Below are 26,864 nucleotides of genomic sequence, written 5' to 3' on the forward strand. Positions count from 1 at the left end.
TCGACCCACACCGGAGTCCCGAACCACATCCGGGACTTCGAGAAGCGCGCCCAGAGGGACTTGAACCCCCAACCCCTGGCTTCGAAGGCCAGTGCTCTATCCAGTTGAGCTATGGACGCAGGGCAAGGCGGGCGAAACAGGGCGGCCAACCGGGATCGAACCGGTAACCTCCGGAGTCACAGTCCGGCGCTCTAACCAGTTGAGCTATGGCCGCCGTCACCACGAAAACGCGGGCTTCCCTACCTCGGAACCTGGGCCCGTTCAAGGTCCAAATGTGCGATCGCTGTCGCGCATCGTTCGGATCCTTCGCGCGGAGCATCGCCTCTCCGCACAACCCCTTGGAATCCGATGGTTTTCTTGGGCTGAGCGAGGTCGTGCCCCATCCGCGGATGGCCATCGCCCATTCCGCCAAGGCACCGCCACGCGCATCAATGACGCCAGCGAGCGCCGCATCGCGGATGCAGGGAGAAGCCGACTCAATCGTCCCGCGCTAGCCACCAGTGCCTGGCCATGCGGCGCAGCCCGAGAACGAGCCGCTCGGGCTGCCGAGAGTCGAGGTCATCCGGCAGCTGACTGGAAGGAAGGGGTTGGGTCCTGCTCCCGCCCACAGAGGCGGGAGCAGTGTCCTCAAGAATCTTCGACGCCGGGTCGAGCGCCCCAGGCAGGACTCGAACCTGCGACCCCCGGCTTAGAAGGCCGGTGCTCTATCCAGCTGAGCTACTGGAGCTGGCCGCGAAATCCCTCTTCGCTACGGCTTCACTTCAAATCGGGGCGAGAGGATTCGAACCTCCGACCCCCTGCGCCCAAGGCAGGTGCGCTACCAGGCTGCGCTACGCCCCGAGAAGTGCGGGCATTCTTGGCCCATCGTGGACGCACGCGCAAGAGTGCAATGACGAACGCCCGTCACCTTCCTCACAGCGCCAGCAGCGCGGGCCGCATCTTCGCGAAGGCCCGAGCACGGTGCGACACCGCCGTCTTTTCATCCGGGGTCATCTCCGCCATCGAGCGTCCCCCCAGCCCCTCCGCCAGGAACACCGGCTGGTACCCGAAGCCGTGCGTCCCCCGAGGGACGTGGCCAATGTGCCCATCGCACCGGCCGTGCTCGATACGCGCCTCGCCCGAGGGCGTCACCAACGCCAGCACGCACACGAAGGACGCCGTGCGCTTCGCATCCGGCACGCCCTGCAGCTCCGCGAGCAGCTTCTCGTAACGGTCCTTGTCGCTGCCCGGCGCATACCGCGCGGACAACACCCCGGGCCGCCCGTCCAGCGCATCCACGCAGAGCCCCGAGTCATCCGCGAGCGCGGGCATCCCCGTCGCCTCCGAGTACGCTCGCGCCTTCTTCAGCGCGTTGCCCTCGAAGGTGTCCGAGTCCTCCACCGGCTCCGGAATGGGCGGCAGGTCCGCCAGGGACACCACGTCCACCGCGTCCCCCACCAGCTTGCGCAGCTCGGCGAGCTTCCCCGCGTTCGTCGTGGCGAAGAGCAGCCGCGCCTTCGTCATCCCAGCACCTTGGCCTGCGCGGCGGCGAGCTGCTTGATGGCCGCCATGCCCCCATCGAGCATCGCGTCCAGCGTCTTGCGCTCGAAGAGCTTGTGCTCGGCCGTGCCCTGCACCTCGACGATGCGGCCGTCCTCGGTGGCCACGAGGTTCAAGTCCACCTCCGCCGACGAGTCCTCCTCATAGTCCAGGTCCACCCGAACCTCGCCGTTCACCACGCCCACGGACACCGCGGCCAGCGGCGTCAGCTTGGGCAGCTTCGACAGCGAGCCCTGCTTGTGCAGCGCGCGCAGCGCCAGGGACAGCGCCACGTAGGCGCCCGTGATGGAGGCCGTCCGCGTCCCGCCATCCGCCTGGATGACGTCACAGTCCAGGGTGAGGGTCCGCACGCCCAGGGTGGTCAGGTCCACCGCCGCGCGCAGCGAGCGCCCGATGAGCCGCTGAATCTCCATGGTGCGGCCGGCCTGCTTCCCCTTCGCCGCCTCGCGGTTGCTGCGCGTGTGCGTGGAGCGCGGGAGCATCCCGTACTCGGCCGTCACCCAGCCGGAGCCCTTGCCCATCAAGTGGGGCGGAACCCGGTCCTCCACCGAGCAGGTGACGAGCACCTTCGTGTGGCCGAACTCCACCTGCACGGAGCCCTCGGCATAACGGTTCACGCCAGGGGTCAGGATGACAGGGCGAAGGTCCAGCGCACCGCGGTTGAAGGAACGCACGGGAAGCTCCTCTCGAAAAGGGAGGCAAGAGTCGAAGCTCGCCGTTTATCAGGGTGCCGGTGTGCCGGCCATGGGTTCGGCATGGCTGGCGTCGCGCTTCCGCGTCTCTCGCAGGAACGCCAACACCCCGTCCGAGATGGCCGCGGCCAGCTTGTCCTGGTAGTCCCCACGACTCAGGCGGGCGCCCTCCTCGGGATGGGAGATGAAGCCCACCTCGACGAGGACCGCCGGCGCCTCCACGCCCATGAGGACGAAGAACGGCGCCTGCTGCACACCCCGGTCCCCTGCCCCGGTGCGAGCCACCAGCCGTGGGTGGATGGCATAGGCCAGCCGCGATGAATCCGAGTGCGCCTCCGTGCGCACCAGGTCATCCAGGATGAACGCCAGCGTCGAGCCCCCACGCGAAGCCTTCGCCGTGGGCGCCTCCGCGTTCTCGCGATCCGCCACCGCCCGAGCCGCCTCGCCGGATGCGTTGGCGGACAGGAAGTACGTCTCGATGCCATCCGTGCGCGCGCGCAGCCGCTTGGTGGGCATGGAGTTGGCGTGGATGGAGACGAACAGGTCCGGCTGATGCTGGTTGCTGAACTCCACGCGCGCGGACAGCGCGAGCAGCGCGTCGCTGTCACGGGTGAGGAAGACCTCGGCCCCCGCCGCCTCCAGCTTGTCGCGCAGCTTCAGCGCGACCTGCAGCGCCATGTCCTTCTCGAGGAAGGTCCCCGGACCGTGGGCCCCCTCCTTGGCTCCGCCATGTCCAGGGTCGATGACGATGCGTGCGGCGCGCTCCTTCGCCCCCGCGAGGTCCGGGACGAGGCTCAGCCACAACAGCACGAGGAGGGAGACGGTACGGCGCGGCGACATACCCGCCTGAATGCTAGCGGACCCCGGCGCAGCGAGCGAACTTACGACCCGCTCCCGGTCCTCCAGCCGACACGCGCGACCGCGCCTCAGCCGATGACGTCAATCCCGGGACGTCCCGCCTGGACCTCGCCGATGAGCGCCGCGTCCACGCCCGCCTTCTCCAGCGCCGTCAGCGCCTTGAGGGCATGGCGCGCCGGCACGCTGGCCAGCAGGCCGCCGTTGGTCTGCGCGTCCGCGAGCACCCACTGGATGGGCTCGGGCAGTCCCTCGGGGAAGCGCACCTTCTTCTTCACGTGGGCCAGGTTGGACTTGGTTCCTCCCGGCACCACGCCCTGCTCGGCCAGCGCGGGAACGCCCGCGATGAGCGGGATGCGCTCCAGGTCCAGCACCGCGCGAGCCTTGGCGCCCGTCATCATCTCCAGCAGGTGCCCCAACAGCCCGAAGCCCGTCACGTCCGTGAGCGCGTTCACCTTGAAGCGTCCGGACGCGAACACCTCGCCCGCCGCCTTGTTCAGCGTGGACATCAGCGCCACCACGCGCCGGGTCATCTCGCGCGAGGCCTCGCCGCGCTTGATGGCCGTGGTCGCGATGCCCGAGCCCAGCGGCTTCGTCAGCAGCAGCACGTCCCCCGGCTTCGCGCCCGCGTTGGTCAGCACCTTCTTGGGGTGGACCACGCCCGTGACGGCCATGCCGTACTTCGGCTCGGGGTCCCGGATGCTGTGGCCGCCGAGGATGGGGATGCCCGCCTCGTCCGCCTTGGACTGACCGCCCGCGAGGATGCGCGACAGGACCTTCATCGGCACGCCGTCCGGGAACCCGACGAGGTTGAGCGCGAACACGGGCTTAGCGCCCATGGCGTAGATGTCCGACAGCGCGTTCGCCGCGGCGATCGCACCAAACTGAAACGGGTCGTCCACCACGGGCGGGAAGAAGTCGACCGTCTCCACCACGGCCAGGCCGGGCGTGAGGCGATAGACGGCCGCATCGTCGTGGGTCGAGAAACCCACCAGCGCTTGAGGAGTCTTCACAGTCTTCAGGTGGCGCAGGACCTGCGCCAGATCCGCGGGCCGCAGCTTCGCAGCTCAACCCGCGCAGTGACTCAATTCGGTGAGGCGTTTGGGCCTCACCGGCTTCGCGTCCGCCATGATGCCGTCCCCTACTCCGCGCGCACGTAGTCGCGCTTGATGAGCTGCACCACGGCCTCGGCCGTCACCACGTCATCGCCATCCGAGTGGTCCAACACCCCGCTCAGCGAGCCGTGGTTGTGCACCAGCTGGAGCACGTCCATCAGCTCGGGCGTGAGCTCCTTCAGCGGCGCGGTGAGGGGCTGCGGAAGCCGCAGCGGCGAGGCCAGGGCCGGCAGCTGCGACTGGATGCGCTTGAACTCGTCGAGCTGGCGCAGGGCGTCCATGAGGAGCGCCTCGGTGGACGAGTCCAGCTCCACCATGAACTCCTGGCTGTCCGCGGCGCGCAGCTCGAAGTCGCCCTGCTCCCAGGTGACGATGCGGTTGAAGCTCTTCTGCGGCCCCAGGTTGTGGTTCTCGTCGATGACCGCGTAGTAGACGCGGCCCTGGCGCAGGTAGATCTTCCCTTCCTGCTGGTTCGTCACCACCAGCACGCCGTTCTTCTTGGACGTGTGGAAGAGCTGGAGCAGGTCCGGCAGGGGAATCTCTTCAATCTTCCCCGTCATCGAGCTGGCCTTGGTGGTGCGCGCGGCCTGGGCGGCGGCGGCCTCCTCCAGCTTCTTCATGGCCATGCCCTCGTCCACGCTGGCGCCCTCGGCGCCCTGGTGCACGAGCTTGAGGATGGACGTGCCGATGAGGATGCGATCCCCTTCCTTCAGGCGCGCCTGCTTGACCTTCTCACCGTTGACGAAGGTCCCGTTGGTGGAGCCCAGGTCCTCGATGGTGATCTTCCCGTCGGAGAAGAGAATCTTCGCGTGCTTGCGCGAGACCATGTCCTCCACGAGGACCATGTCCAACTCGCTGGACCGCCCCACGACGATCTGCTTGTCCAACTTCAGAGGGAACTCTCCGCCCTGGTACTTCCCGGAGATGAACTTGAGGGCGTAGGACTTCGCCGCCGAACCGCTCGGAGTGCTCACGGTGCCACGACCTCGATGAAGAGGGTTTCCATGGTCCTCAACCTACCTGCTCGGCCTTCCCCGGCTCCTTCACCAGGTTGAGGTACATCTGCGCGCTCTTGTTGCCAGGACTCCGCACCAGCACGTCCTGCCAGACCTGCACCGCCTCGTCGCGGCGCCCCGCGGAGTAGAGCGCAATCCCGTAGTTGATGCGACCTGGGATGTACGCCGGATTCTGAGCGATGACCTGCTCGTACTCGGACAGCGCGGCGTCGTTGTCGCCCGCGTCCCGCAGGGCGTTGCCGAGCTTCAGGCGGATGTCGACGAACTCGGGGAACAGCGCGAGCGCGCGACGGTACTCGTCGATGGCCCGCGACCAGAAGCCGCCGGAGGCGAACACGTCGCCGATGTCGGCGTACATGTTCGCGACCTTCTTCATCACGTAGGGGTCGAGGTCATCCGGGCTGCCCTTCTGCCGTGCGAGGGCGGCCTGATAGACCTCCTTCGCCTCGGCGTACTTGCCCATGTCGTTGTAGATGACCGCCAGGTTGAGCGCCGCCTCGGTGTAGGCCGGATTGAGCCTCAGCGCGGACTCGAACGCCCGCTGCGCCCGGGCGAACTGCCCCTGGTCGTGGTAGATGATGCCGAGCATGTTGTAGACGTCCGCGAACGTCGGATTCTGCTCGACAACCTTCGCGAGATACGGCTCGGCCTGCGCGTACTGCTTCTTCTCGAAGTAGCCGCGGCCGAGGGTCAATAGCTGCTTGAGGGCTTCTTCCATGACTCGGCCCAGCCGGGGCCTGCCTCCGCTGCGGTAGCCTACATGAGCCGGAGCGAAAACAAGAATTCATCCCCCTCGCGAACGAGCGAAAGCTCTCGCGCGCCCCGGCTGTCCACCGGTCTATCGGGGAGATCTCCTTCCAGGCGGTAGTGCTCCGTCACGACGGCCTCGTCGCGCTCCAGTCGCGCGTACCAGGACTCCACCCCGTAGCGGCGGTGGCGCACCGCGAGCAGGTCGTCCCACTCCCGCCCTCCGCCGTCGACGACGCCTCGGGTTCCACCGTCGCCGGCCGGGGCCAGGAGCCGCGTGAGGTCCTCCGTGCTGCCCTTCTCCATCGCCCGTCGCCGCGTCTCCAGCGCGGTGACGACCGCCGCCAGTCGCGGAGCATGCGAGGTCGCGGGCACCCAGTCCCCGTTGCGCAGGACGAAGGGCACGCGCTCCACGCCGGCCGTGCTGACGGTGGTGCCTCCCAGCGCCCCTTGGAAGTCCAGGGTCGCGTACGCCTCGGCGCGCTGGCCGCCAGGGGCCACCGCCACGGTGATGCGGGAGAAGTGGTGCGTGCGCGAGGTCAGCGACGCACCCGCGCCGGGGATGGGCAGCTCCAGGCCGTCCTTCTCCGTGCGCTTGAGGGCGGTGATGATCTCCACCTCGGGGCCGCCCGCGAACCCCAGCAGGCGGGGCCCCAGCACCGCGAGCGCGACGGCGCCCGCGAGCGCGGCGATGAACAACCCACCCAGGCGGCTCCAGTCCTGCGTGCTCCTCACGGCCCCAGCATACGCTGGGCCCGCTCCGCGGCGGGCGTGCCCGGCATGCGCTTGACGACCTGCCGCAGCGTCTCCTGCGCGCGCGTGGCGTCCTTCATCTTCAAGTAGGCGTCGTGGAGGTCGAAGAGCGCCTGCTCCTCATACTGCGTGCCCGGGTAGTTCTTCAGCAGCCCCTCCAGACGCTGCGCCACGGCGGGCCAGTGCTCCCGCTTCGCATAGAAGGCGGCCACGTACAGCTCGTGCTCGGCCAACCGCTTGCGGGCATCGTCCGCGGCCGCCTTCGCGTCCTTCGCGTAGGACGAGTCCGGGTACTGCCGCAGGAAGTCCGTCATCGCGGAGAGCGCGTCGTGGATGGCCTTCTGGTCCTTCTCTTTCGACGGGGGCAGCGCGAAGAACTCGGAGGGGTACTCCTGCACGTAGGTGAGCGCCGCGCGGTACGCCGCGTAGTCCACCTTCGCGTGCGTGGGGTGCAGCTTGATGAAGGCGTCGTACTTGTCGCGGGCTTCCGGGAACATCTCGCGAGCGAAGTCCACGTCCGCCAGCCGCAGCTCCGCCTCGCGGGCGGCCTCCAGGTAGGGGAACTTGGTGCGGACGTACTCGAAGTACTTTTCCGCCTTGAGGAGGTCCTTGTCCTCCATGGCCTTCTCGCCCAGGGCCAGGTTCGCATCCGCCTGGGTGGCGTAGTTCGGCTCGCCAGCGGGGCCCTGGGTGAGAGCGGCACAGCCGGAGGTCAGCAGCAACAGGGTGGTCAGACAGGCGACGACAGAGCGCATGGGGTCCTGCTCACGCTATTCGTCCAGCCCCGAGGGGTCCAGCGAAGGATGACCCAACACGGCGCGGATGACGTCTGGCGAAAAACCCCGGCTGGTCAGGAGGCGTGCGGCCCGAGCCACCTCCTTCGCGTCCAGGGTGCGGCCGAGCAGCCCTCGCCGCGTCAGCACCTGCCGCGCGGTGGCCTCCGCGTCGAACTCCACCTCGCCGCTGGCGGCCCCCACCGCCCGGCGCGCGACCTCCGGCGCCAGCCCATGGGCCTGCAGTCGCTGGAGCACGGCCCGGGGCCCGAACTTGCCCCGCTCCAGCAGGGCCCTGGCGCGCTCCTGGGCGAAGCGCTCGTCGTCCACGTAGCCCAGCGCGAGGAGGCGCTCGAGCACCGCGTCCCGCACGGGCGCCGCGTAGCCCTTGCGCTCCAGCGCCAGCAGCAACTCGTGCCGGCTGCGCGCGCGCACCGACAGCAGGCGCAGGCACGCATCGGTGGCGCGGTTGACAGCCTCGGGACCCTCCAGCTCCGGAACCATCATCCGTTCCCTACCATGTGGTAACAGGCCCGGCCATGCACCCTGTCCTCGCCCACTACCTCACCGCAGATGTCGCCAAGGAGACGCTCCGCAAGGAGAAGGCCGGAGAGCCTCTCTCGCCCGAGGAGCAGGCCTTCGTCGCCGCGGCCGCCGCGCACCCCAAGCAGCGCACGACCCTGCTGGGCGTGGGGGGACGCGTGCTGGCCTCGGACGCGCAGGCCGCGGTGGTGATGCTGGCGGCCCACGCCTCGGCGCGCGCGCTGCTGGATGACGCCGTGCTGGCCGAGCCCACTCGCAAGGCCCGCGAGGCCCTGGCCGAGGAAGGCGCCAGCGAAGAGGAGGCCGATGCCTTCATCGCCTCCATCCTCCTGGAGGAGGCCTTCGGCTACGAGCAGGAGGTGGACTCGTTCGACCGCGACTTCGTCCAGGAGGCCCTGGGTGAGGTGCCCGCGCTGGCGGCGCTCACCAAGGAGTCTGTCGACGCGCTCTTCCTCGCCTTCGTGAAGGGCACCGCGAACGAGGTGGACCGCAAGGCGCGCGAGCACATGGCGCGCGCGCTGTTCGACATCGCGTGGTCCGAGGGCCCCGCCCCCATCAACCCCGAGCACCTGGAAGCGCTGCTCGAGGCCGAGATTGTCGACAAGCCCGAGGAGGAGCAGGACGCGCGCGTGCGCGCCACCGTGCAGCTCCTCCAGGCCCTGTCGAAGGAGGGCGTCGTCGGCCCCCTGCGGCTCACCCGGCTGCGCGCGCAGTTGGGGGATGACGACGCGTAGCGAGGTCAGAAGCGTTCGATCTGGAAGTCGTCGTCGCCTCCCGCGGCGGGCGCGGGAGCCGGCGCCGGCGTGGGAGGACGCGCGGCGGGCACGGGAGCCGGAGGACGCGCCACCGGGGCACCCGAGGCCGCCGCGCTCGGAGGACGGGCCACCGGGGCTCCTGGCGCTGCCGCGGGCGGACGGGCCACCGGCGGCGCTCCAGGGCGCGGGGCCTGCGCGGCGGGCGCCGTGGGGACAGGGGTCGGCACGGGCGCCCCCGCGGTGGGCGCGCCCTTCTGCGCGAAGGCCGCGGAGCCGGGGATGGGCCGCGCCTCGCCGGGCTTCGAGTCGAAGTTGTCCCACTTGGAGTCGGACGTGCCGCTGATGCCGGAGAAGCGCAGCGCGAAGTCGTCCGGGTTGCTCGCCTGGCGGTGGGCCTCCTCGTAGGTGACGAGGCCCTGGCGCACCAGGCCCATCAGGGACTGATCGAACGTCTGCATCCCGTACGTGTCCGTGCCCTGCGCGATGGCGTCGTGGATCTCCTTCGTGCGGTCCTTGTCCTCGATCATCTCGCGCACGCGCGCGGTGACACGCAGCACCTCCACGGACGCCACGCGGCCCTTGCCGTCCGCGCGCGGCACGAGGCGCTGACTCACCACGCCTCGGAGCACGCTGGAGAGCTGCAGGCGCACCTGCTTCTGCTGGTGCGGCGGGAAGGCGGAGACGATGCGGTTGATGGTCTCCGTGGCGTCCAGCGTGTGCAGGGTGGACATCACGAGGTGACCCGTCTCCGCCGCGTGGAGCGCCGTCTCGATGGTCTCGTGGTCTCGCATTTCGCCCACGAGGATGACATCCGGGTCCTGGCGCAGCGCGCTCTTCAGCGCCTGCGAGAAGCTCATCGTGTCCACCCCGACCTCGCGCTGATTCACCAGCGAGCGCTTGTCCCGGATGAGGAACTCGATGGGGTCCTCGATGGTCATGATGTGGCTGGTTTCGTTGGCGTTGATGTGATCGATCATCGCCGCCAGCGTGGTGGACTTGCCCGAGCCCGTGGTGCCCGTCACCAGCACCAGCCCGCGCTCCTCGCCGCAGATCTTCTCCAGCACCGAGGGCAGCAGCAGGTCCTTGATGGTCATCACCTTGAACGGGATGACTCGGAGCACCACGCCCACCGTGCCACGCTGCTGGAAGACGTTGACGCGGAAGCGCCCCAGCCCCGGCACGCCATAGGCAAGGTCCAGGTCATTGCTGACCTTGAACTTCTCCTTCTGGAACTCGTTCATGATGCCGAACGCCATCCGGGCGACTTCTTCCGGCGGCAGACGGCGCCCGTCCTTGAGCGGCACCAGCGAGCCATCCACGCGGAACATGGGCGGCAGGCCCGCCTTCAGGTGGATGTCGGAGGCGCCGCCGCGCAGGGCGATCTGGAGGATTTCGTTGAGTTCCATGAGCGGGCCGGATGGTAGCAGAACGCCCTCCGCCCTCGCGACGGGGCGCGACGCACCCCCAAAAGCACAACGGCGGAGATTCCCGAGTGGGAATCTCCGCCGAGGTACGGCCTCCGAAGAGGACCGAAGCGGCTTAGCGCTTGGAGAACTGGAACCGGCGACGAGCGCCCGGCTGGCCGTACTTCTTACGCTCGACCGCGCGAGCATCGCGGGTGAGGAAGCCGGCCTTCTTCAGCGCCGGACGGAACTCCGGGTTGAAGGCGCACAGCGCGCGCGCGATGCCGTGACGGATGGCTCCGGCCTGACCGGAGAGACCGCCGCCGCGCACGTTCACCGTGACGTCGAGCTTGCCCTTCTGCTCGAGGACCTCGATGGGCTGGTTGAGCACCATCTTGGAGGTCTCGCGACCGAAGTAGTCGTTGATGTCGCGGCCGTTGATGGTGACGACGCCGTTACCGGGGCGGAGCCACACGCGGGCCGTGGCCTCCTTGCGGCGGCCGGTAGCATAGAAACCGAGCTCAGGATTGACAGGCATGGACGTGGGCTCCCTTACGCCTCAACCTCGCGCGCGACCGGCTTCTGGGCAGCGTGCGGGTGGGTGTCACCGGCATAGACCTTCAGCTTCGTCATCATCTGGCGCCCCAGCGCGTTGCGCGGGAGCATGCGGCGAACCGCGTTCAGGATGATGTCCTCGGGGTGACGCTGACGGAGCTTCTCCAGCGTCGTGATCTTGAGGGCGCCGGGGAAACCCGCGCGCGGGTGCCGGTAGTAGTGCTTGTCCGTCTCCTTCGTACCCGTCACCTTCACCTTGTCGGCGTTGATGACGATGACGTGATCACCCGTGTCCATGGACGGGGTGTACATGGGCTTGTGTTTGCCCTTGAGCAGCGTGGCGATCTGGCTGGCCGCGCGGCCAAGCACCTTGTCGGACACGTCAATCACGTGCCACTGGCGCTTGATGTCCGCCGCCCTAGCGCTGTAGGTCTTCTGCGACATTTCTTGCACTCCACAAACCAACCGCGGGTCATCCACCCAATCTCTCGGTAGAAGCCCGGAAAGGCCGAACCTCCTAGCGGGCGGCCGGGATCAAGTCAAGGTCGAGCCGACCTCCCCGCCCCGAATTTCGAGCCTCCCTGCCTTGAAACCCGGGAGGTCGCGGAAACGGGCGCCCGCTCGGCCCTCCGCTCCCCTTTCCGGGGTGACTAGGACCCGGTGCCCGGCGTGCCCGAGCCGGGCGGCAGCGGGCGCGCCTTGAAGCGCTCCTTGAGGTTGGCGAAGAAGTTCTTTTCCTTCTCGTCCGGGGGGCCTTGCCGCGGTGCGTCCATGTCCATGGTCTCCACGGCCTCGGGGGGCAGGTCCTCCAGGAAACGCGAGGGCGTGCGAGGCACCTCCTTGCCGCGCTTCACGCGGGTGGTGGCGCGGGTGAGGTAGAGCAGCTCCTTGGCGCGGGTGATGCCCACGTAGCAGAGGCGGCGCTCCTCCTCGAGGTTCTGCGCCTCGCCCTGCATGCCGCCGTGGGGCATGAGGTCCTCCTCCAGCCCGATGAAGAAGACGAGCCGGTACTCCAGCCCCTTGGAGGCATGGACCGTCATGAGGGTGACGCGGCGGTTGCCGCCGGGCACGTCCTCGTCGTCGTCCTCCTGGCGCGTGTCCAGGCTCAGGCGGTTCAGGTACGTGAGGAGGCTGGCCTTGGGGCCCTCGCGCTTCTCGAAGTTCTCCAGCGAGGTGAGCACCTGATCCACGCTCTTGAGCTTCTTGTCCGCGGCGGTGGCGGAGGTCGCGTGCGCGCGCGTGGCGTCGCGGAAGCCCGTCTCCTCCAGCAGCTTGCGCGTCATCTGCGCGAGGTTGCCGTGCTCGAAGGACTCGCGGTAGCGCTCGATGAGGCGCACGAACTCGATGACCTTGTCGCCCGCGCCAGGAGGCAGGTCTTCGTACTGCGTGGCCCGCCGCATCACCGACCACAGCGTCACGGCCTCCTTCTGCGCGTGCCCGTGCAGCCGCTCCATCGTCACGTCGCCAATGCCGCGCGCCGGCACGTTGACGATGCGCATGAGGGAGATCTCATCCATCTTGTTGGCGATGACCTTGAAGTACGCGATGACGTCCTTCACCTCGCGCCGGTCGAAGAACTCGCTGCCGCCCACGACTTCGTAGGAGATGTTCTTCTCGCGGAGCATCTCCTCCACCGGACGTGACTGGCCGTTGGTCCGGTAGAGCACCGCGATGTCCTCCGCCCGGTAGCCCAGCGACATGTGCTTCTGGATTTCGTACGCGACGAAGCGGGCCTCCTCCTCGTCGTTCGGACACGCCACCAGCTTCACCTTCGCCCCGCCCCGGCGGTCGGTCCACATGCGCTTGTCCTTGCGCTCGGGGTTCTTCGAGATGACCGCGTTGGCCGCGTCGAGAATCATCGCCGACGAGCGATAGTTCTGCTCCAGGCGCACCTCCTTCGCGCCGTTGAAGTGGAGGCGATCAAAGTCGAGGATGTTGCGCACCTCGGCGCCGCGCCACGAGTAGATGCACTGGTCGTCGTCACCCACCGCGCACACGTTGCGCGACTCACCCGCCAGTTCCTTGAGCAGCTCCAACTGGGCGTGGTTGGTGTCCTGGAACTCGTCCACCAGCAGGTAGCGGAAGCGCTGCGTGTACTTGCGATGCAGGTCCGGGTGCTCGCGCAAGAGGCGCGTGGGCAACACCAGGAGGTCATCGAAGTCCACCGAGCCCTGAGCCTTGAGCGCCAGCTGGTAGTCCGCGAAGACCAGGTGGGTGATGAGGTCGTAGTCATCGCCCAACCCCTCGGGTTTGGGCTGAGGCGCCACGCCCGAGTTCTTCGCCTTGGAGATGAGGCCCAGCACCTTGCGCGCGTCGAAGGCGCGATCATCGATGCGGTGCTCGCGCATGGCGCGGCGGATGATGGCGAGCTGGTCTCCCATGTCCGCGATGGCGAACTTGCGGGGCCAGCCCAGCCGGTGGATGTCCTCGCGGAGCATCTCCGCGCCGAACGCGTGGAAGGTGCACACGAGCACGCCCTGGGCGCGCTGGCCGGCCATGTGCACCAGCCGCTCCTTCATCTCCGTGGCGGCCTTGTTGGTGAAGGTGACCGCGAGGATGTTGCGAGCCAGCAGGTTGCCCGGCCGCTCGTTGAGGAGGTGGACGATGCGATGGGTGATGACGCGGGTCTTCCCGCTGCCGGCGCCCGCCAGAACCAAGAGCGGGCCGTCGGTGGTCACCACCGCCTCGCGCTGCGGAGGGTTGAGCTTCGAGAGGTCCATTGCGCGCGGGCCGGGGATACCCTTTGATTCGGCCGTGCGCGACAACTTCTTGGGCCCGGCCATCGCCTTTTTGGTGCTCGTCGCGAACGCGAGCTGCCTGGACTCCCCCCGCACGGCGCCCGCCGAGCTGCCCCCCTCCGCGGTGAGCACCGCGCCCTGCGTTTATTTCAAGCAGTTGACCCCGTTCCTCCCCGAGTCGCTGGAGGGCTTCACCGTGGGCCGGATGTCCGGCTCCACCGGCAAGTACGGCGACGTGTCCGTGTCCGAGGCCGAGCGGACCTACACGCGAGGTGAGGGGCGCGAAGTGAAGGTGCGCATCGTGGACACCACGATGGGCGAGAAGATTGCCCAGGCCATCCGCGACGCCGCGGAGAAGGCCAAGGACCGCCCGGCCAGCGACCCCACTGCCCCCATTCATTGGGAGGAGGCGGTGGGCTTCGTGCGCTATGACGCGGACGAGGCGTTGGCGGAGGCGAACCTGGTGGTGGGCGACCGCTACGTGGTGGCCGTCACCAGTCGGGGGTTCCCGAGCACCGTGGAGGTGCGGCGGGTGGCACGCGGAATCGATCTGGCCGGGCTCGCCCGGCTGCAATGAGAGCGCAAGGAGCATCCGTGGCGGTGAAGGACAGAGGCACTCGGCCCATGGCGACCCCGGACCTGCTGGCCGAGGAGGCGGCGACGCGCGAGGGCGTGGCGGCGCTGAACAAGCGCGAGTTCCTGGACCAGTTCCAGAAGCTGTCCAAGCAGTACGCGCAGGACCCCGGCAACCCAGGCTCCTACGCCTGCGAGGGGTGTCAGCGCTGCGCCAACTGCATGTTCTGCAAGGACTGCGACAGCTGCCACCAATGCACGCACTGCACGCGCTGCGAGCTGTGCAACAACTGCTCGCACTGCGTGGACTGCAAGAGCTGCCACGCGAGCGCCTACTGCCAGCAGAGCGAGAACTGCACGCACAGCGCCTACCTGGTGCTGTGCCGCAACATGCAGGACAGCAACTACTGCTTCGGCTGCGTGGGCCTGTCCAAGAAGGACTTCCACATCCTCAACGTCCCCTTCCCCCGCACTGAGTACTTCAAGGTCGTGGCCCGGCTGCGCAAGGAGATGGGGATGCCGTGAGGCCCGCCGCGCGCCGCGACTACAGGGCGCGCACGTAGAGGGCCTTGAGGTACTCGGTGTCCGGCAGCCCCGCGAGCACGGGGTGATCCAACCCCGCGCCCCGGCGCTCCAGAATCTGCACGGGCCGCTTCGCGTCCGACGCGGCCGACAACACCATCTCCTCGAAGCCCGCGCGGTCCAGCTTGCCCGAGCACGAGCACGTGACGAGCAGCCCGTCCGGCCGCAGGCAGCGCAGCGCGCGCAGGTTCAGCTCATGGTAGGCGCGCAGCGCGGTGGCCAGCCCCTCGCGTCGCTTGGCCAGGCCGGGCGGATCCAACACGATGGTGTCGAAGCGGCGGCCCTCCTGGTCGAAGCGGCGCAGCACGTCGAACGCGTTCGCGTTCTCCACCTTCACGTTGGCGCGACCGTTGGCCTCGGCGTTGGCCTGCGCGCGCGCGGCGGCCTTGGCGTCCTGCTCCACCGCGATGACCGAGCTGCAGTGCCGCGACAGCGCGAGCGCGAAGCCGCCGTGGTAGCTGAAGCAGTCCAGGCCCTCGCCCCGCGCCAGCTCGCCGGCGCGCAGATGGTTGTCCACCTGGTCCAAGAAGGCGCCCGTCTTCATGTCGCCCAAGAGGTCCACCGAGAAGCGGTGCGGCCCCTCGTGGTACGTGAAGCGCGCGTCGCCCTCGCCGTGCAGCAGTCGCACCTCGCGAGGCAGGCTCTCGAAGTCCCGGCCCGAGGCGTCGTCGCGGCACACCACGTGGCTCACGCCCGTCAGCTCCACCAGCATCCGCGCCAGCTTCTCCTTGCGGGCGTCCATCCCCTCGGAGAGCGTCTGGAGCGTGAGGCCTCCGCCGTACCGGTCCACGAAGAGGCCGGGCAGGAGGTCCGCCTCGCCATGCACCAGTCGGAGGCCGTCCCGCCCCGACATCACCGCACGACGCGCGAGCGCGGCCTCCAGCCGGCGCCGGAAGAAGGCGTCATCGACCGGCTCCTCCGTGGGGCTCTTCCGGGTGAGCAGGCGCAGCGCCAGCGGTGAGCGCCGCGCGTAGAGGGCCTGCCCAATGGGATTGCCCTGCGGATCCACCACGGCCACCACCGCGCCGGCTGAGTCCACCGCGGGCGGCTCGGTCAGCTCCGTGCGGTAGAGCCACGGGTTGCCACGGCGCAGGGACTTGGCGCCCTTGAGACTGACTCGGGCGGTGGGAAGGGATGGCATGTGTGTGTTCACTCCAGGCCGCGCGCGGCCAGTTCCTCGTCGTCCTCGCCGCGCAGATGCCCCACCTCGTGCAACAAAGTCACGCGAATCTGCTCGCGCAGCTCGTCCGGGGTGCGCACCGCGCGCGCCAGGTTGCGGCGGTACAGCACCACCGAGCGGCACGGGGTCTCCTTGCCGTCGCAGGGTTCGCTGAGAGAGGGGCCTCGGAAGAGGCCGAGAATCGTGGGGGACAGGGGCGGCTGGTTCGCCAGCAGGTCCGCGTCCGAGGGCAGCTCCTCGGTGTCCACCGGCACGCCCTTCAGGTCGCGGCGCATGTCGCCCGACAGGTCCGCCACGGCCTGCATCACCGCCGCGCGGAAGTCTTCCTGCGAGGGCAGCGGCGGTGTGGGGAAGTCCTCGGGGGACAGCTCGCGGGCCTTGTCGAAGTGTCCCTGCGCGAGCTTCCACTTGCCCTCGCGCTCCAGCAGCAGGCCCAGGTGCTGGTGCACGTGCGCGGCCCGCTCCGGGTCGTCGAGCAGCGCGCCGAAGGCCTTGCGTGCCTCGGCGAAGCGGCACAGCTCGAAGAGGGCCAGGGCGCGCTCGTACTGCGCTTCATGGTTCCCCGGCTCGCGGGCCAGCACGATGGCCGCGCGCGCGAGCGCTTCGTCCGCCTGCCCCAGGTCGTTGAAGGCCATGGCGGCCACCAGCGCCAGCTCGGGGATCAACTCCGGCGGCGTGGAGGGCTGCGACAGGCCCCGCTCCGCGTAGAGGACGCCCAGCTCGTCTCGCTCGCGGGTGGACTCCAGTTGCACCGCGTACAGGCGCGCGGCCCCCAGCAGCCCTTCCGCGTCTCCTGGGTCGATGGCCAGGGCGCGGGCGAAGGCGAGCTGGGCCTCGGACTCGCGTCCCAGGGCTGCCAGCGCGACGCCGCGCTCGGCGTGGGCCGCGGCGAGGTCCGGATCCAACGCGGCGGCCTGCGCCGCGCAGGACAGGGCCTCCTCGTACTGGCCCCCGTCGTAGTAGTTCCGCGCCGCGTTCAAGGGCGAGCCACCGCGCGCATCGCAGACGGCCAGCGGATGCACCTCCGCCACCGACGCGTCCGGCGCGGAGACCACCGCCTGCGCCGCGCTGCCCGCGTCTCGCACCCCCTTCGCGATGGGCCGCACCTCACCCGTGCCGGCGTCGGGCGCGGCGGTGACGGCCGGCTCGGTGCGCTTGCAGGAGGCGAAGAGAAGGAAGAGGGCGAGCAGCCCGCGCCGCGACATGGGCCGGCAGGGTACGGCAATCCCCCTGCCCGCCGGAAGCACGGACATCCATGGCCGCCTGCACACCGTGCCCCTCGACCGCCCCGGGTGGTCTACCCTGGGGCCGCTATGCGTGAGCTTCTCCTGGCATCGACGTCCCCCTCTCGAAAGGCCCTCCTGGACGGCCTGGGCGTGCCCTACCGCGCCGAGCCTCCCGGCGTGGACGAGGTGGTCGCCGCCCACTGGTCCCCCGAGGAAGCCGTGCGCCAGCTCGCTGCTCGCAAGGCCCGCGCGGTGCAAGCCCGGCACCCGAGCGCCTGGGTGCTCGGTTCGGATCAATTCGTCGTCGTGGACGGACAGGTGCTGTCCAAGCCCGAGAATCGCGAGGCAGCGCGCCGACAGTTGCTCGCGCTCAATGGCCGCACGCACGCGCTCTACACCGGCGTGTGTCTGGTGGGCCCAGGTGGCCACCACACCGAGGCGGTGGAGGTGGCCCGCCTCACGTTCTTCGCCGTGGCGCCCGAGGAGCTGGAGCGCTACCTCGACACCGGCGAGTGGGAGGGCTGCGCCGGCAGCTACCGGGTCGAGGGCGCGGGGCAGGCGCTGCTCGCGAGCCTGGAAGGTGACCGCACCAACGTGCAGGGCCTGCCCATGATGTCCGTGGTGCGGCTGCTGCGGCAGGTGGGCTTCACCTTCTTCGAGCGCCGCTGACGGCTCAGCCCACCGACGACAGCTCGGCGAGGATCTCCTGGTAGGCCGCCCGGGCCTTGTCCTGCTGGTCCGCCTTGAAGCTGACCGCGGACACGACCGGGTGGCCTCCACCGCCGTAGCGCCCCGCGATGGCCGAGAGGTCGTGCTGACGCAGCTCGGGCTTCCACGGGTTCGAGCCCAGCGACACCTTGGCCCGTGACGCGCCCCGCCCCACCCACAGCGTGTAGCGCGCGTCTGGGAAGAGGTCGTACGCGATGAACTTGTTGAGGCTGTCCACGCCCTCGTCCACCAGGTCGAAGAAGACGACGCCGCGCTCGTAGCGGGCCTTCGCGCGCACCAGCTCCATCTGCTTGCGGTGGCGCTCCAGCAGCGGCGCGAGCGGCGCGGCGATGAGCGGCGCGGCGGCCAGCTCCGCGAGCGACTCGGACTGCATGCGGCGGATGACCTCGGGGATGAGGGCCGGGTCCTTGTTGGACTCGAGCACCGTCATGATGCGCAGCGCGGGCTCCTCCAGCGCCACCGCCATGCGCGGCGAGGGGAACTGCGCGCCGTCGATGAGCTCCGCCCAGTGGATGAGGTCCGACAGCGCAGAGGCGTCCCAGCCGAAGCGCTCGCGCGCCACGTCCGCCAGGTACTTCGTGCAGCTCTTGCGGTGCGCGTCGTGGAACTTGTGGCCGCTCGCATCCGCGCGGAAGTGCGCCTCGTCTCCCGGCTGCTGGAAGGCGGAGGCGTGGTGATCGAACCACCACGTGAGCCGCGCGTCCTGGCTGTAGCGGAAGTCGACGATGGCGTTCTCGTCGCCGGTGAAGACGGCCGGGTCGATGCCCTCGGCGCCCGGCTTGTGGTTCAGCCCCTGATACGTGAAGGACGCGTCCGCGCGGACGCGCTCCCGGTAGAAGCGGGTGAAGACCGCGGCGCTGGCGGCACCGTCGAAGCAGTTGTCGTGGAACAGGACCTGGACGTTCATGAGCGTGGGCGCCGTTTACTGCAACGCGAGCCCCTCGCCCACCACCGCGAAGGCCGACTCGCCCTTCCCTTCCTCCTCCGACGTCGCCACCACCGCGAGCCCCACCAACCGTCCATCCGCCAACAGTCCGCAGCCCAGCGCGCCCCGCGCTCCGGAGGCCGTCCGCAGCGCATACACCACGGACTTGCCGCCCAGCGCGCCCGGCGCACTCCGGGAGGCGGCGCGCGGCTCACCCTGTCCGCCCAGCGCCTTGAGCAGGCCCTGGCACGCGGGCGCCAGCGGGTTGCCCGGCGTGCGCTGCACCCACAGCACGCCGTAGCGGCTCATCGACTGATCACCAAAGGCCACGCCGCCCGCGTCGAGCGCGGCCTGGGGAATCTGCAGTCCTCCGCCCAGTCGCTCCCACGCGAGCATGTTCCAGCCGAGCGGCAGCTCCAGCGAATAGCCCAGCTCGGTCCCCACGATGCGGCGCGGAGCCTCGCGTCGCAGCGCGGCCTCGCCCTGTGCGCGCAGCAGCACGATGGCCACCAGCGTGAGTCCGCCGCCCACGCCCAGCCCCATGTGCCGACGGATGGGCCCAGGCTCGCCGGCGATCATCCCCAGCGGCACCAGCCCGAGGAGCACGTAGGCCATGTGCACGTGCGCCAGCGGCTCCTCGCGCGCCAACCACGCCGTGGCCAAGAGCTGCGCCGTCAGCCCCAGCTGCGTGAGCAGCCTCGCGGGCCCGCGGTTCACCACCAGCACCGCGGCCAGCACCACGTCCAGACCCACGAGCCCGAACGTCCACGCAGGGTCGCCCAGCGCGCCCAGCACCCCGCCCGCGCGCAGGAACCACGCACACGCCAGCAGGCCGAGCATCGTCGCCGCGGGCCACGGATGCGCGGACACCGCGCTCGTCACGAGGTCCCCGCCGAACACCGTCTGGTCCGAATCCTCGTCGGCCCTCAAGTCCTCCAGCCGCGCGCGGCCCACCTTCTTGTAGGCAGCGAGGTGTCCGAACGGCTCCCCACACTCCGGACACGCTTCGGCGCCACGAGGGATGGGACTGTGACCACAGTTGGGGCAGAGGGTCTTGGCCATGTCACCCACGCGTATACCGCAGCGTGGCCGCGCGACCGCAGTCGAGGTGACACAAGACCCGCCCACCCAGGGTCAGCAAAGCCCCTGGCTTGGACGCGCGAGTTGAACGAAGCGTGGAAGTGGGTTCACGCAATGAACGAAAGAGCGTCACGGAACGAGGAAGCCCACGACAGCTCCGGAGAAGCCGGCACGGACCGCGCTCGACAATTCCCTCACTCTCGGCCGGGAACCCTCGGCTCTCCAGAAGTCACGGAACCGTCATTTCTGGCACCTCGCCTGCATATGTCAGACCCCAGGTGTACTCACCCGCGTGGCACGGCGTGGTGGGAGGAACCATGGCGAAGCAAGCGACGGACAAGGGCCGGAAGGTGCGCAGGCAGGGGCGGCGGGTGATGCCCGCGCTCCGGCGAGGCACGCGCCGGGCCCGGGCGAAGACGGAGCGAGGCCCGCTGACGCTGGGAGAAGTCATCGCGGCGGCCTTTGAAACGTCCGAGGGTGAACTCGGCGAGGTGCTGGAACTCGTCACCTCGCCGCAGATGACGCGGGCCCTGGGCCGGCGCATCGTGCTGGAGAGCTGAGGCCGTCCGACATCCGTGTCACACGGTCCGCTCGGCGAGACGAAAGCCCGCGTTCCCCCAAGGGAGCGCGGGCTTCGCCATGTCTGGGGCCCGTGAAGCCCCGCGCCCCCACCTAGCGGGGCTGCCAGCGCGGCCGGTGGTCGTCGCCCTTGGCCGTTTGGATTCCGGTGGGCTGGGCGTGGACGACAGCCGCGCCCACGGGACTGGCGTCCGCGGGATTGAGCTGCTGGACGTAGAGCTTCCCGCCCGCGACGTACGCGAGGAACCGGCCATCCGGTGAGAACGCCGGCAGCGTGCCGCCGGGAACCAGGGCCTTCTCATCGCCCACGGGCGCGCCCGATGCGTCGAGGCGGCGCACGAAGATGATGTTGGCCTCGCGCGTCCCGCACAGCGTGGCGCCCGCGTTGCCGCACAAGAGCGGCGAGCCACCCGTGGGGTTGGCGAAGTAGGCGCGCACGTACGCGGCCCAGGTGCCATCCGGCGACCACGTGGGGTACGCGATGAACGAATCCACCGAGCCCCCCGTGACGGCGTCACTGCCCATGGCGGCGATGAGCGTCGCGGTGCCTCCGGTGGCGGGCAGCGAGTACAGCTCCTCGTTGAAGAGCGCCGGCGAGGTCGCCTTCGCCTTGAGGAAGAGCAGCTCCGTGTTGGTGCGGTTGTAGTACGGCTCGGTGCCACCGGTGCCGCCGCTGACGGGCGCCGCGGCGCCGCCGATGGACGACGCGACAATCCCATCCGCGCCCGTGCTGTACGCGTAGTCCACGCCGTTGGGCGCCCAGCTCAGCAACACGCCGTTGGGGCTCGCGCTCACGGGCGCGCCACCATCCGGCGGCAGCAGCTTGATGCCCGAGATGGTGTTGCCCGACTTCTGCGACCAGCCGATGTACCGAGACGGCTCCCACTCCATGTAGACGAAGTCCGACGTGCCCGCGGTGGTGCCATCCGTCACTTCCTTGGAGGCGCCGAGCGCGGGAGACACGGTGCGCGTCATGAGCTTCACGCTACTGACGCCCTCGCTGCCCTGGGCGAACGCGACCGACGCGCCGCTCTTGCTCCAGCGCGGGTAGCGGCTGGGCTCGGAGGAGGACTCGCTCAGCTCCACCACGGTCGCCTGGGCGTCATCGCTGCGCACGGCGACCGCGTGCGTCTGGCCACCGCCACCGCTCGACACCGTGACGGCCAGGTAGAGCGCCTGACAGGTGGAGGGCGTGCCTTCGCAGCGCAGCCCGGGCTTGCAGTCATCGGATGCGCCACACGCGCCGCCCTTGCCCACCGTCATTCCGCCGTCCGAAACCGGCCCCGCATCCGGAGTCCCCGAGTCCGGGGCGCCCGCATCCGGAGTCCCCGAGTCCTCGCCCGCGTCGGTCTCTCCCGCATCGCCAGGGTTCGTACCTGCGTCATACTGGGCAGGTGCGGGGAGGTTGCGCAGTTCGCACTTGTGGTTGTCCAGGTTGCACGCCCACGTCTGTCCCGTGGGCGCGGCCCCCTTGTCCCGACAGTCGAACTCGTCACGACACTCCTTGCTGTCACACCCCACAGCCACCACCCACAGCGCACCGCACAACGCGCCGACCACGACTCGTCTGGTCATAAGGCCCTCCGCAATCCAAGGGCGCGCGTATAGCGTTCCATCCATGCGACGTATCGGGTTTGGACGACCCGCCTTCGCCACCTGTTCCTGATTGAACGGGCCCCTCTGAAACGGTGCTCAATGATCGACACCCACTGCCACCTGGATGCCGCCCGCTTCGACCTGGACCGAGCCGACGTCGTGCATCGGGCGTGGGCCGCGGGGCTGCAGGGACTCATCATCCCCGCGGTGGGCCCGAGCACGTGGGAGCCGCTGCTCGAGTTGCCCCGGCGCGACGCGCGCATCCAGGTGGGCCTGGGCATCCATCCCCAGTTCCTCCCGGACCTCCCCGCGGAGGAGGACGGCGCGCACCTGGAGCGGCTCGACGCGCTGCTCGGACAAGGGGGCGCGGTGGCGGTGGGCGAGTGCGGGCTCGATGGGCCTTCGCTGTCGGGCGCACCGCTGGAGCGACAGTTGGCGGTGCTCCGAGGCCACCTCGCGCTGGCGCGAAAGCACCACCTGCCGGTGCTGATGCACTGCCACCGACTGCACCCCGCGCTCATCGACCTCTTCAAGAACGAGCCGCTGCCCGAGGCAGGCATCCTGATGCACAGCTACAGCGGCGGCGCGGAGCTGGCGCGCTTCTACATCCAGAAGGGCTGTCACTTCTCCTTCGCGGGCCCCGTCACCTGGGCCGAGGCGCGCAAGCCGCTGGACGCCCTGCGCGTCATCCCCCCTGAGCGACTGATGGCGGAGACGGACGCGCCGGACCAGGCGCCCACGCCGCATCGGGGTGAGCGCTCGGAGCCCGCCTACCTGCCTCGCATCATCGAGGGCATGGCCCAGGCCCTGGGAGTGCCCGCCGACGTGCTCGCCCAGCGAACGACCGAGAACGCGCGCCGCCTGTTCCGGGAAGCTTTCCCCCCGGCTTCGCGGTAGGCGAGCGGTCGCGTTATAGAGGACCGCCATGAATTCGCAGCCCGCTCCGCTCCCCCTGTCCGACGCCCCGTCGCACCCCTCTGCTCCAGCCCCGGCCTCGGTGGAACCTTCACTGGCGAAGCCCTTCAAGCTCTCACGCCGCTTCGACCGCACGGCGCGGTTGCTCGGTGACGGCGCCATGGAGCGGCTGGCCAACGCGCACGTGGTCGTCTTTGGATTGGGCGGCGTGGGCAGCTTCACCGCCGAAGGGCTGGTGCGCAGCGGCGTGGGCCGGCTGACGCTCGTGGACCACGACGACGTCTGCGTCACCAACACCAACCGCCAGCTCCACGCGACGGTGAAGGCGGTGGGCAAGTCCAAGGCCGAGCTGATGGCGCAGCGCTGCCGCGAAATCAATCCCGAGGCGAAGGTGGAGGCCCTGCGCGAGTTCTACCGCGACGAGCTGGCCGAGACGCTGCTGCCACCCGGCCGCTACGACTTCGTGGTGGACGCCATCGACAACGTGAAGGCGAAGCTGCACCTGCTGCACCGCTGCGTCACGCTGGGCATCCCGGTGGTCAGCTCCATGGGCGCCGCGGGCCGCCTGGACCCCACGGCCATCCGCGTGGAGGACCTGTCCGAGACGCACATGGATCCGTTCGCCAAGGACATCCGCAAGCTGCTCAAGCGCAAGTACGGCGTAGAGACGGAGCGACACACCGGCATCACCGCCGTGTACTCCATCGAGGCGCGCCGCCAGCCCGTGGCCCTCCAGTACGACGACGCCACGGATGGCTTCCTGTGCGTGTGCCCGCAGGACAACGAGTTCCACACGTGCGACCACCGCACCCAGATTGACGGCAGCGTGGCCTTCGTCACGTCCGCGTTCGGCATGAACGCCGCGGGTGTGGTGGTGCGCCGGCTGGCGTCGGCGCGGTAGGCCGCTCGCGCTCAGGCCACCTCGGCCCGGGCGCGCGCCACCGCCGCCTCGCGACCACACGGGCGGCGGAACACGCAGCGAGCGCAGGCGTTCAAGTCGTCGGTGGGCGTGAACGCCTCCGCTTCCTTCGGGGTGTTCGTCGCGGGGTCCTTCAGCAGCGCGCGCATGCTCGCCACGCTGGAGGTGAAGTGCTCGCGGAAGGAATCCAGCGCGGCCGGGTCGACCGTCACGTCCTTCTCCACGCCCTCGTTCAAGTACACGAGCGACGCGCGCACCTTCTCCACGGGGAAGCGGTAGCGCTGCGCCACGTAGAGCGCGTAGCCCAGCACCTGCTCCTCGTAGCCCTCACGAAACTTGCCCGTCTTCCAGTCCACCACCACGGGCGCGCCGTCGTCGTCCACGTAGGCGAAGTCCGGGATGGCGAAGACCTTCAGGCCATCCAGCGAGAAGTGCGCGAAGTCATAGCCCGCGTCCACCTCCAGCCACTGCGCGGGCTTGAGTGCCTGCGACACGCGCGGCCACCGCGACGTGAAGAACCAGGACAGCGCCGAGCGCACCGTCTCGAAGTTCTGCTTCCACGTCTCGTCCGTCACGGCCTCGGCGTACTCGTGCTCCACGAGGCCGGTGAACTGCTTGCGGTACTTCTGCGTCCAGTACGCCTTGCCGCGCGAGTGGCGGAAGTCGTCCTGCATCAGCTTGCGCGCCCGAGACTCCACCGCCGCCGGATCCACCGCGCGCCCGGCCCGCCAGTCCAAGAGCACGTCCTTGAGGGTCTCGTGCACCACGCTGCCCGCCCACGTGTAGCGGTTGGCCAGCTTCTTCAAGACGTACAGCTCCCGCACGTCCTTCGCGGCGTCCGCCTCCCACCCACCCCAGGAGCGGTAGTAGTAGAGGTAGTAGGCCCGGAGGCACTCGGAGAACTTCTCGTGGCGGCTCTTGGACCAGGAGAAGTCGTTGCTGAGAGGGGGACGCCGCATGGAAGCGGCGCATCCTAGGCGGTCGCTCGCCCCACCAGAAGCGGAACGAGCGGATGCCGCCTCCTCGGAGCCCGAGGAAAGACGCCGAGCGTAGGGAACCACACGGGTATGGTGCGCGCCGATGAAAATCCCACCCTTCAGGGAGCGGACCGTCCTCGTCACGGGCGCCTCCAGCGGCATCGGGCGCGCGGCGGCGCTGGCCTTCGCGGCGGCCGGCGCGAACGTGGTGCTCGCCGCGCGCCGAGAGTCCGCGCTCCACGACGCGGCCCGTGAAGTGGAGGCGCTCGGTGTTCGCGCCCTGCCCGTGCGCTGCGACGTCACGAGAAGCGAGGACGTGGAGCGACTGCTTCGCGAGACGGACGCGGCGTTCGGTGGGTTGGATCTGCTCGTCAACAACGCGGGCATCGGACTCTATGGGCCGCTGGAGGACATCTCCGAGGCGCAGCTCCGCGAGGTGTTCGAGGTGAACGTCTTCGCCCTGTGGCGAGTGACGCGCGCCGCGCTCCCGCTGCTGCGCCGGAGGAAGGGCGCGCAGGTGATGAACGTCAGCTCGGTGCTGGGACATCGAGGTTTGCCGCTGCTGGGTGGCTACTGCGCGTCCAAGGCCGCGGTGAACGCCATGACCGAGTCCCTGCGCACGGAGCTGTCCTCCGAGGGAATCCGTGTGCTGCTCGTCTCTCCCGGCCTCACCGAGAGCGAGTTCCGCGAGCACCGACGGAACGCCGAGGGCTGGGCCCAGGACGCCATTCCCCTTCGAGCCATGTCCGCCGAGGCCGTGGCCCAAGCCATGCTGCGCGCCGCGCGGCGTGGACGCCGCGACACGGTGCTCACCCTCCCCGGCCGCGCGATGGTGCTCGCGAATCGCCTCGCGCCCGGATTGTTCGACCTCGTCGCTCGCCGCACCGCCAACCCTCGGAAGAAGTCGTCATGAGTCCGCGCCCGCGCATCGCTCCCGTTCTCCCCACCGTCAGCCCCGAGCGACACGCCGCGCTGCGCGGCCCGCTCCTGAACTGGTACGACCACGGCAAGCGAGACCTGCCCTGGCGCCGCACGCGAGACCCGTACGCCATCTGGCTGAGCGAGGTGATGCTCCAGCAGACGCAGGTCTCCACGGTGATTCCCTACTGGGAGCGCTTCCTCGCGCGATTCCCCACGGTGGGCGCGCTGGCCTCGGCGCCGCTCGATGACGTGCTCTCGGGATGGAAGGGGCTCGGGTACTACTCGCGCGCGCGAAACCTGCACCGCGCCGCGCAGGAGGTCGTGTCGCGCTTCCAAGGGCGACTCCCCGCCACCGCCGCCGAGCTGCTCACGCTGCCAGGCTTCGGGCGCTACACCGCCGGCGCGGTGGCCTCCATTGCCTTCGGCGAAGAGGCTCCGCTGGTGGATGGCAACGTGGCCCGCGTGCTGTCGCGCATCTTCGAGGTGGAGGGACTGCCCGGAGACCGCGCGCGCGAGGCCACGCTCTGGGCCTTGGCCGGAGCGCTGGTGAAGGGCGAGCGGCCCGGGGACTTCAATCAGGCGCTGATGGAGCACGGGGCCACGGTGTGTCGCCCGGAGTCTCCGCTGTGCCTCCTGTGCCCGGTGCGCGCGGGGTGCCTCGCGCACGCCAAGGGCCGCGTGGACGAGCTGCCCCCCGCCAAGGTGCGCGCCGCGCCCAAGAAGCTGGAGCTGGCGCTGGCGGTCTGGCCGCACGAGGGGAAGCTCCTCTTCGCTCGCCGCGCGGAGGAAGGGCTCTTCGGCGGACTGTGGGAGCTGCCCACTGCCGAGGTGGGAGAGGACACGTCCGACGCCGCGGCCGTCGAGCAGCTCTCGGCCGCGCTGGGCACGCAGGGTCTGAAGCTCGTGGGCGCACTGGGGAACGTGCGACGACAGCTCACCCACCGCTCACTCACGCTGCGCCTGTTGCGCGTGGATGCCCCCGCGCTGCCACGCCAGGCGAAGTCCTTCCAGGAGCTGCGTTGGTGCACGCCGCAGGACTCAGAGGCGCTCGGCATGAGCACCGCCATGCAGCGCGCCCTGGAGTCGGTGATTGCGCAAGACGTGCTCGCGGTGGCCATGCCCACTGCCCCCGCACCGACACGGAAGCGCCGCACGCGCGCGAGCACCTGAGTCCGCCT

General features: G+C 69.6%; 28 protein-coding genes and 4 tRNA genes. 9 read left to right on the forward strand and 23 right to left on the reverse strand.

The features are described 5' to 3' along the window. Positions 1–45 precede the first annotated feature (45 nt). The 13 genes from JGU66_31530 to JGU66_31590 form a co-directional block, all read right to left on the reverse strand. A tRNA-Arg gene (locus JGU66_31530) sits at positions 46–119 on the reverse strand. Positions 120–140: 21 nt separating this feature from the next. Next, positions 141–214: transfer RNA gene (locus tag JGU66_31535), tRNA-His, on the reverse strand. 439 nt (positions 215–653) lie between these two features. After that, a tRNA-Arg gene (locus JGU66_31540) sits at positions 654–727 on the reverse strand. A gap of 39 nt (positions 728–766) precedes the next feature. Continuing rightward, a tRNA-Pro gene (locus tag JGU66_31545) sits at positions 767–840 on the reverse strand. A 72-nt stretch (positions 841–912) separates the two neighbouring features. Then, positions 913–1,503 carry an RdgB/HAM1 family non-canonical purine NTP pyrophosphatase gene (gene rdgB, locus JGU66_31550; GenBank protein ID MBJ6765317.1) on the reverse strand — a complete coding sequence of 197 codons (591 nt, stop codon included), beginning with the start codon at positions 1,501–1,503 and terminating at the stop codon, positions 913–915. After that, positions 1,500–2,213: a ribonuclease PH gene (gene rph / locus JGU66_31555; GenBank protein ID MBJ6765318.1), complete on the reverse strand. Its 714-nt coding sequence runs from the start codon at positions 2,211–2,213 to the stop codon at positions 1,500–1,502. Before rph ends, rdgB begins: the two co-directional genes overlap by 4 nt. A 48-nt stretch (positions 2,214–2,261) precedes the next feature. After that, positions 2,262–3,071: an N-acetylmuramoyl-L-alanine amidase gene (locus JGU66_31560; GenBank protein ID MBJ6765319.1), complete on the reverse strand. Its 810-nt coding sequence runs from the start codon at positions 3,069–3,071 to the stop codon at positions 2,262–2,264. An 86-nt stretch (positions 3,072–3,157) separates the two neighbouring features. Then, positions 3,158–4,216 (reverse strand): selenide, water dikinase SelD, encoded by a 1,059-nt coding sequence (gene selD / locus JGU66_31565; protein ID MBJ6765320.1) that lies wholly within the window; start codon positions 4,214–4,216, stop codon positions 3,158–3,160. An 11-nt stretch (positions 4,217–4,227) separates the two neighbouring features. Further along, positions 4,228–5,175 carry a DUF4388 domain-containing protein gene (locus tag JGU66_31570; GenBank protein MBJ6765321.1) on the reverse strand — a complete coding sequence of 316 codons (948 nt, stop codon included), beginning with the start codon at positions 5,173–5,175 and terminating at the stop codon, positions 4,228–4,230. Positions 5,176–5,212: 37 nt separating this feature from the next. Beyond that, positions 5,213–5,935 (reverse strand): tetratricopeptide repeat protein, encoded by a 723-nt coding sequence (locus tag JGU66_31575; GenBank protein ID MBJ6765322.1) that lies wholly within the window; start codon positions 5,933–5,935, stop codon positions 5,213–5,215. A 38-nt stretch (positions 5,936–5,973) separates the two neighbouring features. Next, positions 5,974–6,699: a hypothetical protein gene (locus tag JGU66_31580; GenBank protein ID MBJ6765323.1), complete on the reverse strand. Its 726-nt coding sequence runs from the start codon at positions 6,697–6,699 to the stop codon at positions 5,974–5,976. Further along, positions 6,696–7,472 (reverse strand): outer membrane protein assembly factor BamD, encoded by a 777-nt coding sequence (bamD, locus tag JGU66_31585; protein ID MBJ6765324.1) that lies wholly within the window; start codon positions 7,470–7,472, stop codon positions 6,696–6,698. Before bamD ends, JGU66_31580 begins: the two co-directional genes overlap by 4 nt. A 15-nt stretch (positions 7,473–7,487) precedes the next feature. Then, entirely contained in the window at positions 7,488–7,994 is a 507-nt protein-coding gene (locus JGU66_31590) for a regulatory protein RecX (protein MBJ6765325.1), read from the reverse strand. A 35-nt stretch (positions 7,995–8,029) separates the two neighbouring features. On the opposite strand from JGU66_31590, the gene JGU66_31595 reads away from it, so the two are divergent. Next, on the forward strand, positions 8,030–8,767 hold the full coding sequence (locus tag JGU66_31595; GenBank protein ID MBJ6765326.1) for a hypothetical protein: 738 nt from the start codon (positions 8,030–8,032) through the stop codon (positions 8,765–8,767). Between the two features lie 5 nt (positions 8,768–8,772). On the opposite strand, the gene JGU66_31600 is transcribed toward JGU66_31595, so the two are convergent. The 4 genes from JGU66_31600 to JGU66_31615 all read right to left on the reverse strand — a co-directional run bounded on the left by JGU66_31600 (position 8,773) and on the right by JGU66_31615 (position 13,466). Then, positions 8,773–10,194 carry a type IV pilus twitching motility protein PilT gene (locus JGU66_31600; GenBank protein MBJ6765327.1) on the reverse strand — a complete coding sequence of 474 codons (1,422 nt, stop codon included), beginning with the start codon at positions 10,192–10,194 and terminating at the stop codon, positions 8,773–8,775. Positions 10,195–10,327: 133 nt separating this feature from the next. Then, positions 10,328–10,729: a 30S ribosomal protein S9 gene (rpsI, locus tag JGU66_31605; protein ID MBJ6765328.1), complete on the reverse strand. Its 402-nt coding sequence runs from the start codon at positions 10,727–10,729 to the stop codon at positions 10,328–10,330. Between the two features lie 14 nt (positions 10,730–10,743). After that, positions 10,744–11,190, reverse strand: a complete 447-nt coding sequence (gene rplM / locus JGU66_31610; GenBank protein MBJ6765329.1) for a 50S ribosomal protein L13 — start codon at positions 11,188–11,190, stop codon at positions 10,744–10,746. A gap of 206 nt (positions 11,191–11,396) precedes the next feature. Next, positions 11,397–13,466, reverse strand: coding sequence for a UvrD-helicase domain-containing protein (locus JGU66_31615; protein MBJ6765330.1), 2,070 nt, complete (start codon positions 13,464–13,466; stop codon positions 11,397–11,399). A 127-nt stretch (positions 13,467–13,593) separates the two neighbouring features. Between JGU66_31615 and JGU66_31620 the strand changes: the two genes are divergently transcribed. Together JGU66_31620 and JGU66_31625 are read left to right on the forward strand one after the other, a co-directional pair. Beyond that, positions 13,594–14,061: a hypothetical protein gene (locus tag JGU66_31620; protein MBJ6765331.1), complete on the forward strand. Its 468-nt coding sequence runs from the start codon at positions 13,594–13,596 to the stop codon at positions 14,059–14,061. Beyond that, positions 14,058–14,582: a caib/baif family protein gene (locus JGU66_31625; protein MBJ6765332.1), complete on the forward strand. Its 525-nt coding sequence runs from the start codon at positions 14,058–14,060 to the stop codon at positions 14,580–14,582. The genes JGU66_31620 and JGU66_31625 overlap by 4 nt, the downstream gene beginning before the upstream one ends. Before the next feature lie 19 nt (positions 14,583–14,601). Here the strand turns inward: JGU66_31625 and JGU66_31630 are convergent, their stop codons facing one another. Both JGU66_31630 and JGU66_31635 read right to left on the reverse strand, forming a co-directional pair. Then, complete coding sequence (locus JGU66_31630) at positions 14,602–15,780, reverse strand: class I SAM-dependent rRNA methyltransferase (protein ID MBJ6765333.1); 1,179 nt, start codon at positions 15,778–15,780, stop codon at positions 14,602–14,604. Positions 15,781–15,788: 8 nt separating this feature from the next. Then, positions 15,789–17,024: a metallopeptidase family protein gene (locus tag JGU66_31635; protein MBJ6765334.1), complete on the reverse strand. Its 1,236-nt coding sequence runs from the start codon at positions 17,022–17,024 to the stop codon at positions 15,789–15,791. A gap of 108 nt (positions 17,025–17,132) precedes the next feature. Here JGU66_31635 and maf point away from each other — a divergent pair, with 108 nt between their 5' ends. Next, positions 17,133–17,714 carry a septum formation protein Maf gene (maf, locus tag JGU66_31640; GenBank protein MBJ6765335.1) on the forward strand — a complete coding sequence of 194 codons (582 nt, stop codon included), beginning with the start codon at positions 17,133–17,135 and terminating at the stop codon, positions 17,712–17,714. 4 nt (positions 17,715–17,718) lie between these two features. Here maf and JGU66_31645 read toward each other — a convergent pair whose 3' ends face one another. Together JGU66_31645 and JGU66_31650 are read right to left on the reverse strand one after the other, a co-directional pair. Further along, positions 17,719–18,681 carry a hypothetical protein gene (locus JGU66_31645; GenBank protein ID MBJ6765336.1) on the reverse strand — a complete coding sequence of 321 codons (963 nt, stop codon included), beginning with the start codon at positions 18,679–18,681 and terminating at the stop codon, positions 17,719–17,721. Positions 18,682–18,696: 15 nt separating this feature from the next. Continuing rightward, entirely contained in the window at positions 18,697–19,761 is a 1,065-nt protein-coding gene (locus JGU66_31650) for a zinc ribbon domain-containing protein (protein ID MBJ6765337.1), read from the reverse strand. 335 nt (positions 19,762–20,096) lie between these two features. On the opposite strand from JGU66_31650, the gene JGU66_31655 reads away from it, so the two are divergent. Further along, the gene (locus JGU66_31655; GenBank protein ID MBJ6765338.1) at positions 20,097–20,339 is read left to right on the forward strand and encodes a hypothetical protein; all 243 of its coding nucleotides are present in this window, start codon (positions 20,097–20,099) and stop codon (positions 20,337–20,339) included. A 112-nt stretch (positions 20,340–20,451) separates the two neighbouring features. On the opposite strand, the gene JGU66_31660 is transcribed toward JGU66_31655, so the two are convergent. Continuing rightward, positions 20,452–21,933, reverse strand: a complete 1,482-nt coding sequence (locus tag JGU66_31660; GenBank protein MBJ6765339.1) for a PD40 domain-containing protein — start codon at positions 21,931–21,933, stop codon at positions 20,452–20,454. Between the two features lie 120 nt (positions 21,934–22,053). Between JGU66_31660 and JGU66_31665 the strand changes: the two genes are divergently transcribed. Continuing rightward, complete coding sequence (locus tag JGU66_31665) at positions 22,054–22,851, forward strand: TatD family hydrolase (protein ID MBJ6765340.1); 798 nt, start codon at positions 22,054–22,056, stop codon at positions 22,849–22,851. A 28-nt stretch (positions 22,852–22,879) separates the two neighbouring features. Then, positions 22,880–23,770, forward strand: coding sequence for a tRNA threonylcarbamoyladenosine dehydratase (locus JGU66_31670; GenBank protein ID MBJ6765341.1), 891 nt, complete (start codon positions 22,880–22,882; stop codon positions 23,768–23,770). Positions 23,771–23,781: 11 nt separating this feature from the next. Here the strand turns inward: JGU66_31670 and JGU66_31675 are convergent, their stop codons facing one another. Then, a complete protein-coding gene (locus JGU66_31675) occupies positions 23,782–24,747 on the reverse strand; it encodes a PD-(D/E)XK nuclease family protein (protein MBJ6765342.1) in 966 nt (321 codons plus the stop codon). Positions 24,748–24,868: 121 nt separating this feature from the next. Between JGU66_31675 and JGU66_31680 the strand changes: the two genes are divergently transcribed. Both JGU66_31680 and mutY read left to right on the forward strand, forming a co-directional pair. After that, positions 24,869–25,678, forward strand: a complete 810-nt coding sequence (locus JGU66_31680; protein MBJ6765343.1) for an SDR family oxidoreductase — start codon at positions 24,869–24,871, stop codon at positions 25,676–25,678. Further along, positions 25,675–26,856 (forward strand): A/G-specific adenine glycosylase, encoded by a 1,182-nt coding sequence (gene mutY / locus JGU66_31685; GenBank protein MBJ6765344.1) that lies wholly within the window; start codon positions 25,675–25,677, stop codon positions 26,854–26,856. The genes JGU66_31680 and mutY overlap by 4 nt, the downstream gene beginning before the upstream one ends. Positions 26,857–26,864: the final 8 nt, after the last annotated feature.

The organism is Myxococcaceae bacterium JPH2, from assembly GCA_016458225.1.
Taxonomy (GTDB): Bacteria; Myxococcota; Myxococcia; order Myxococcales; family Myxococcaceae; genus Citreicoccus.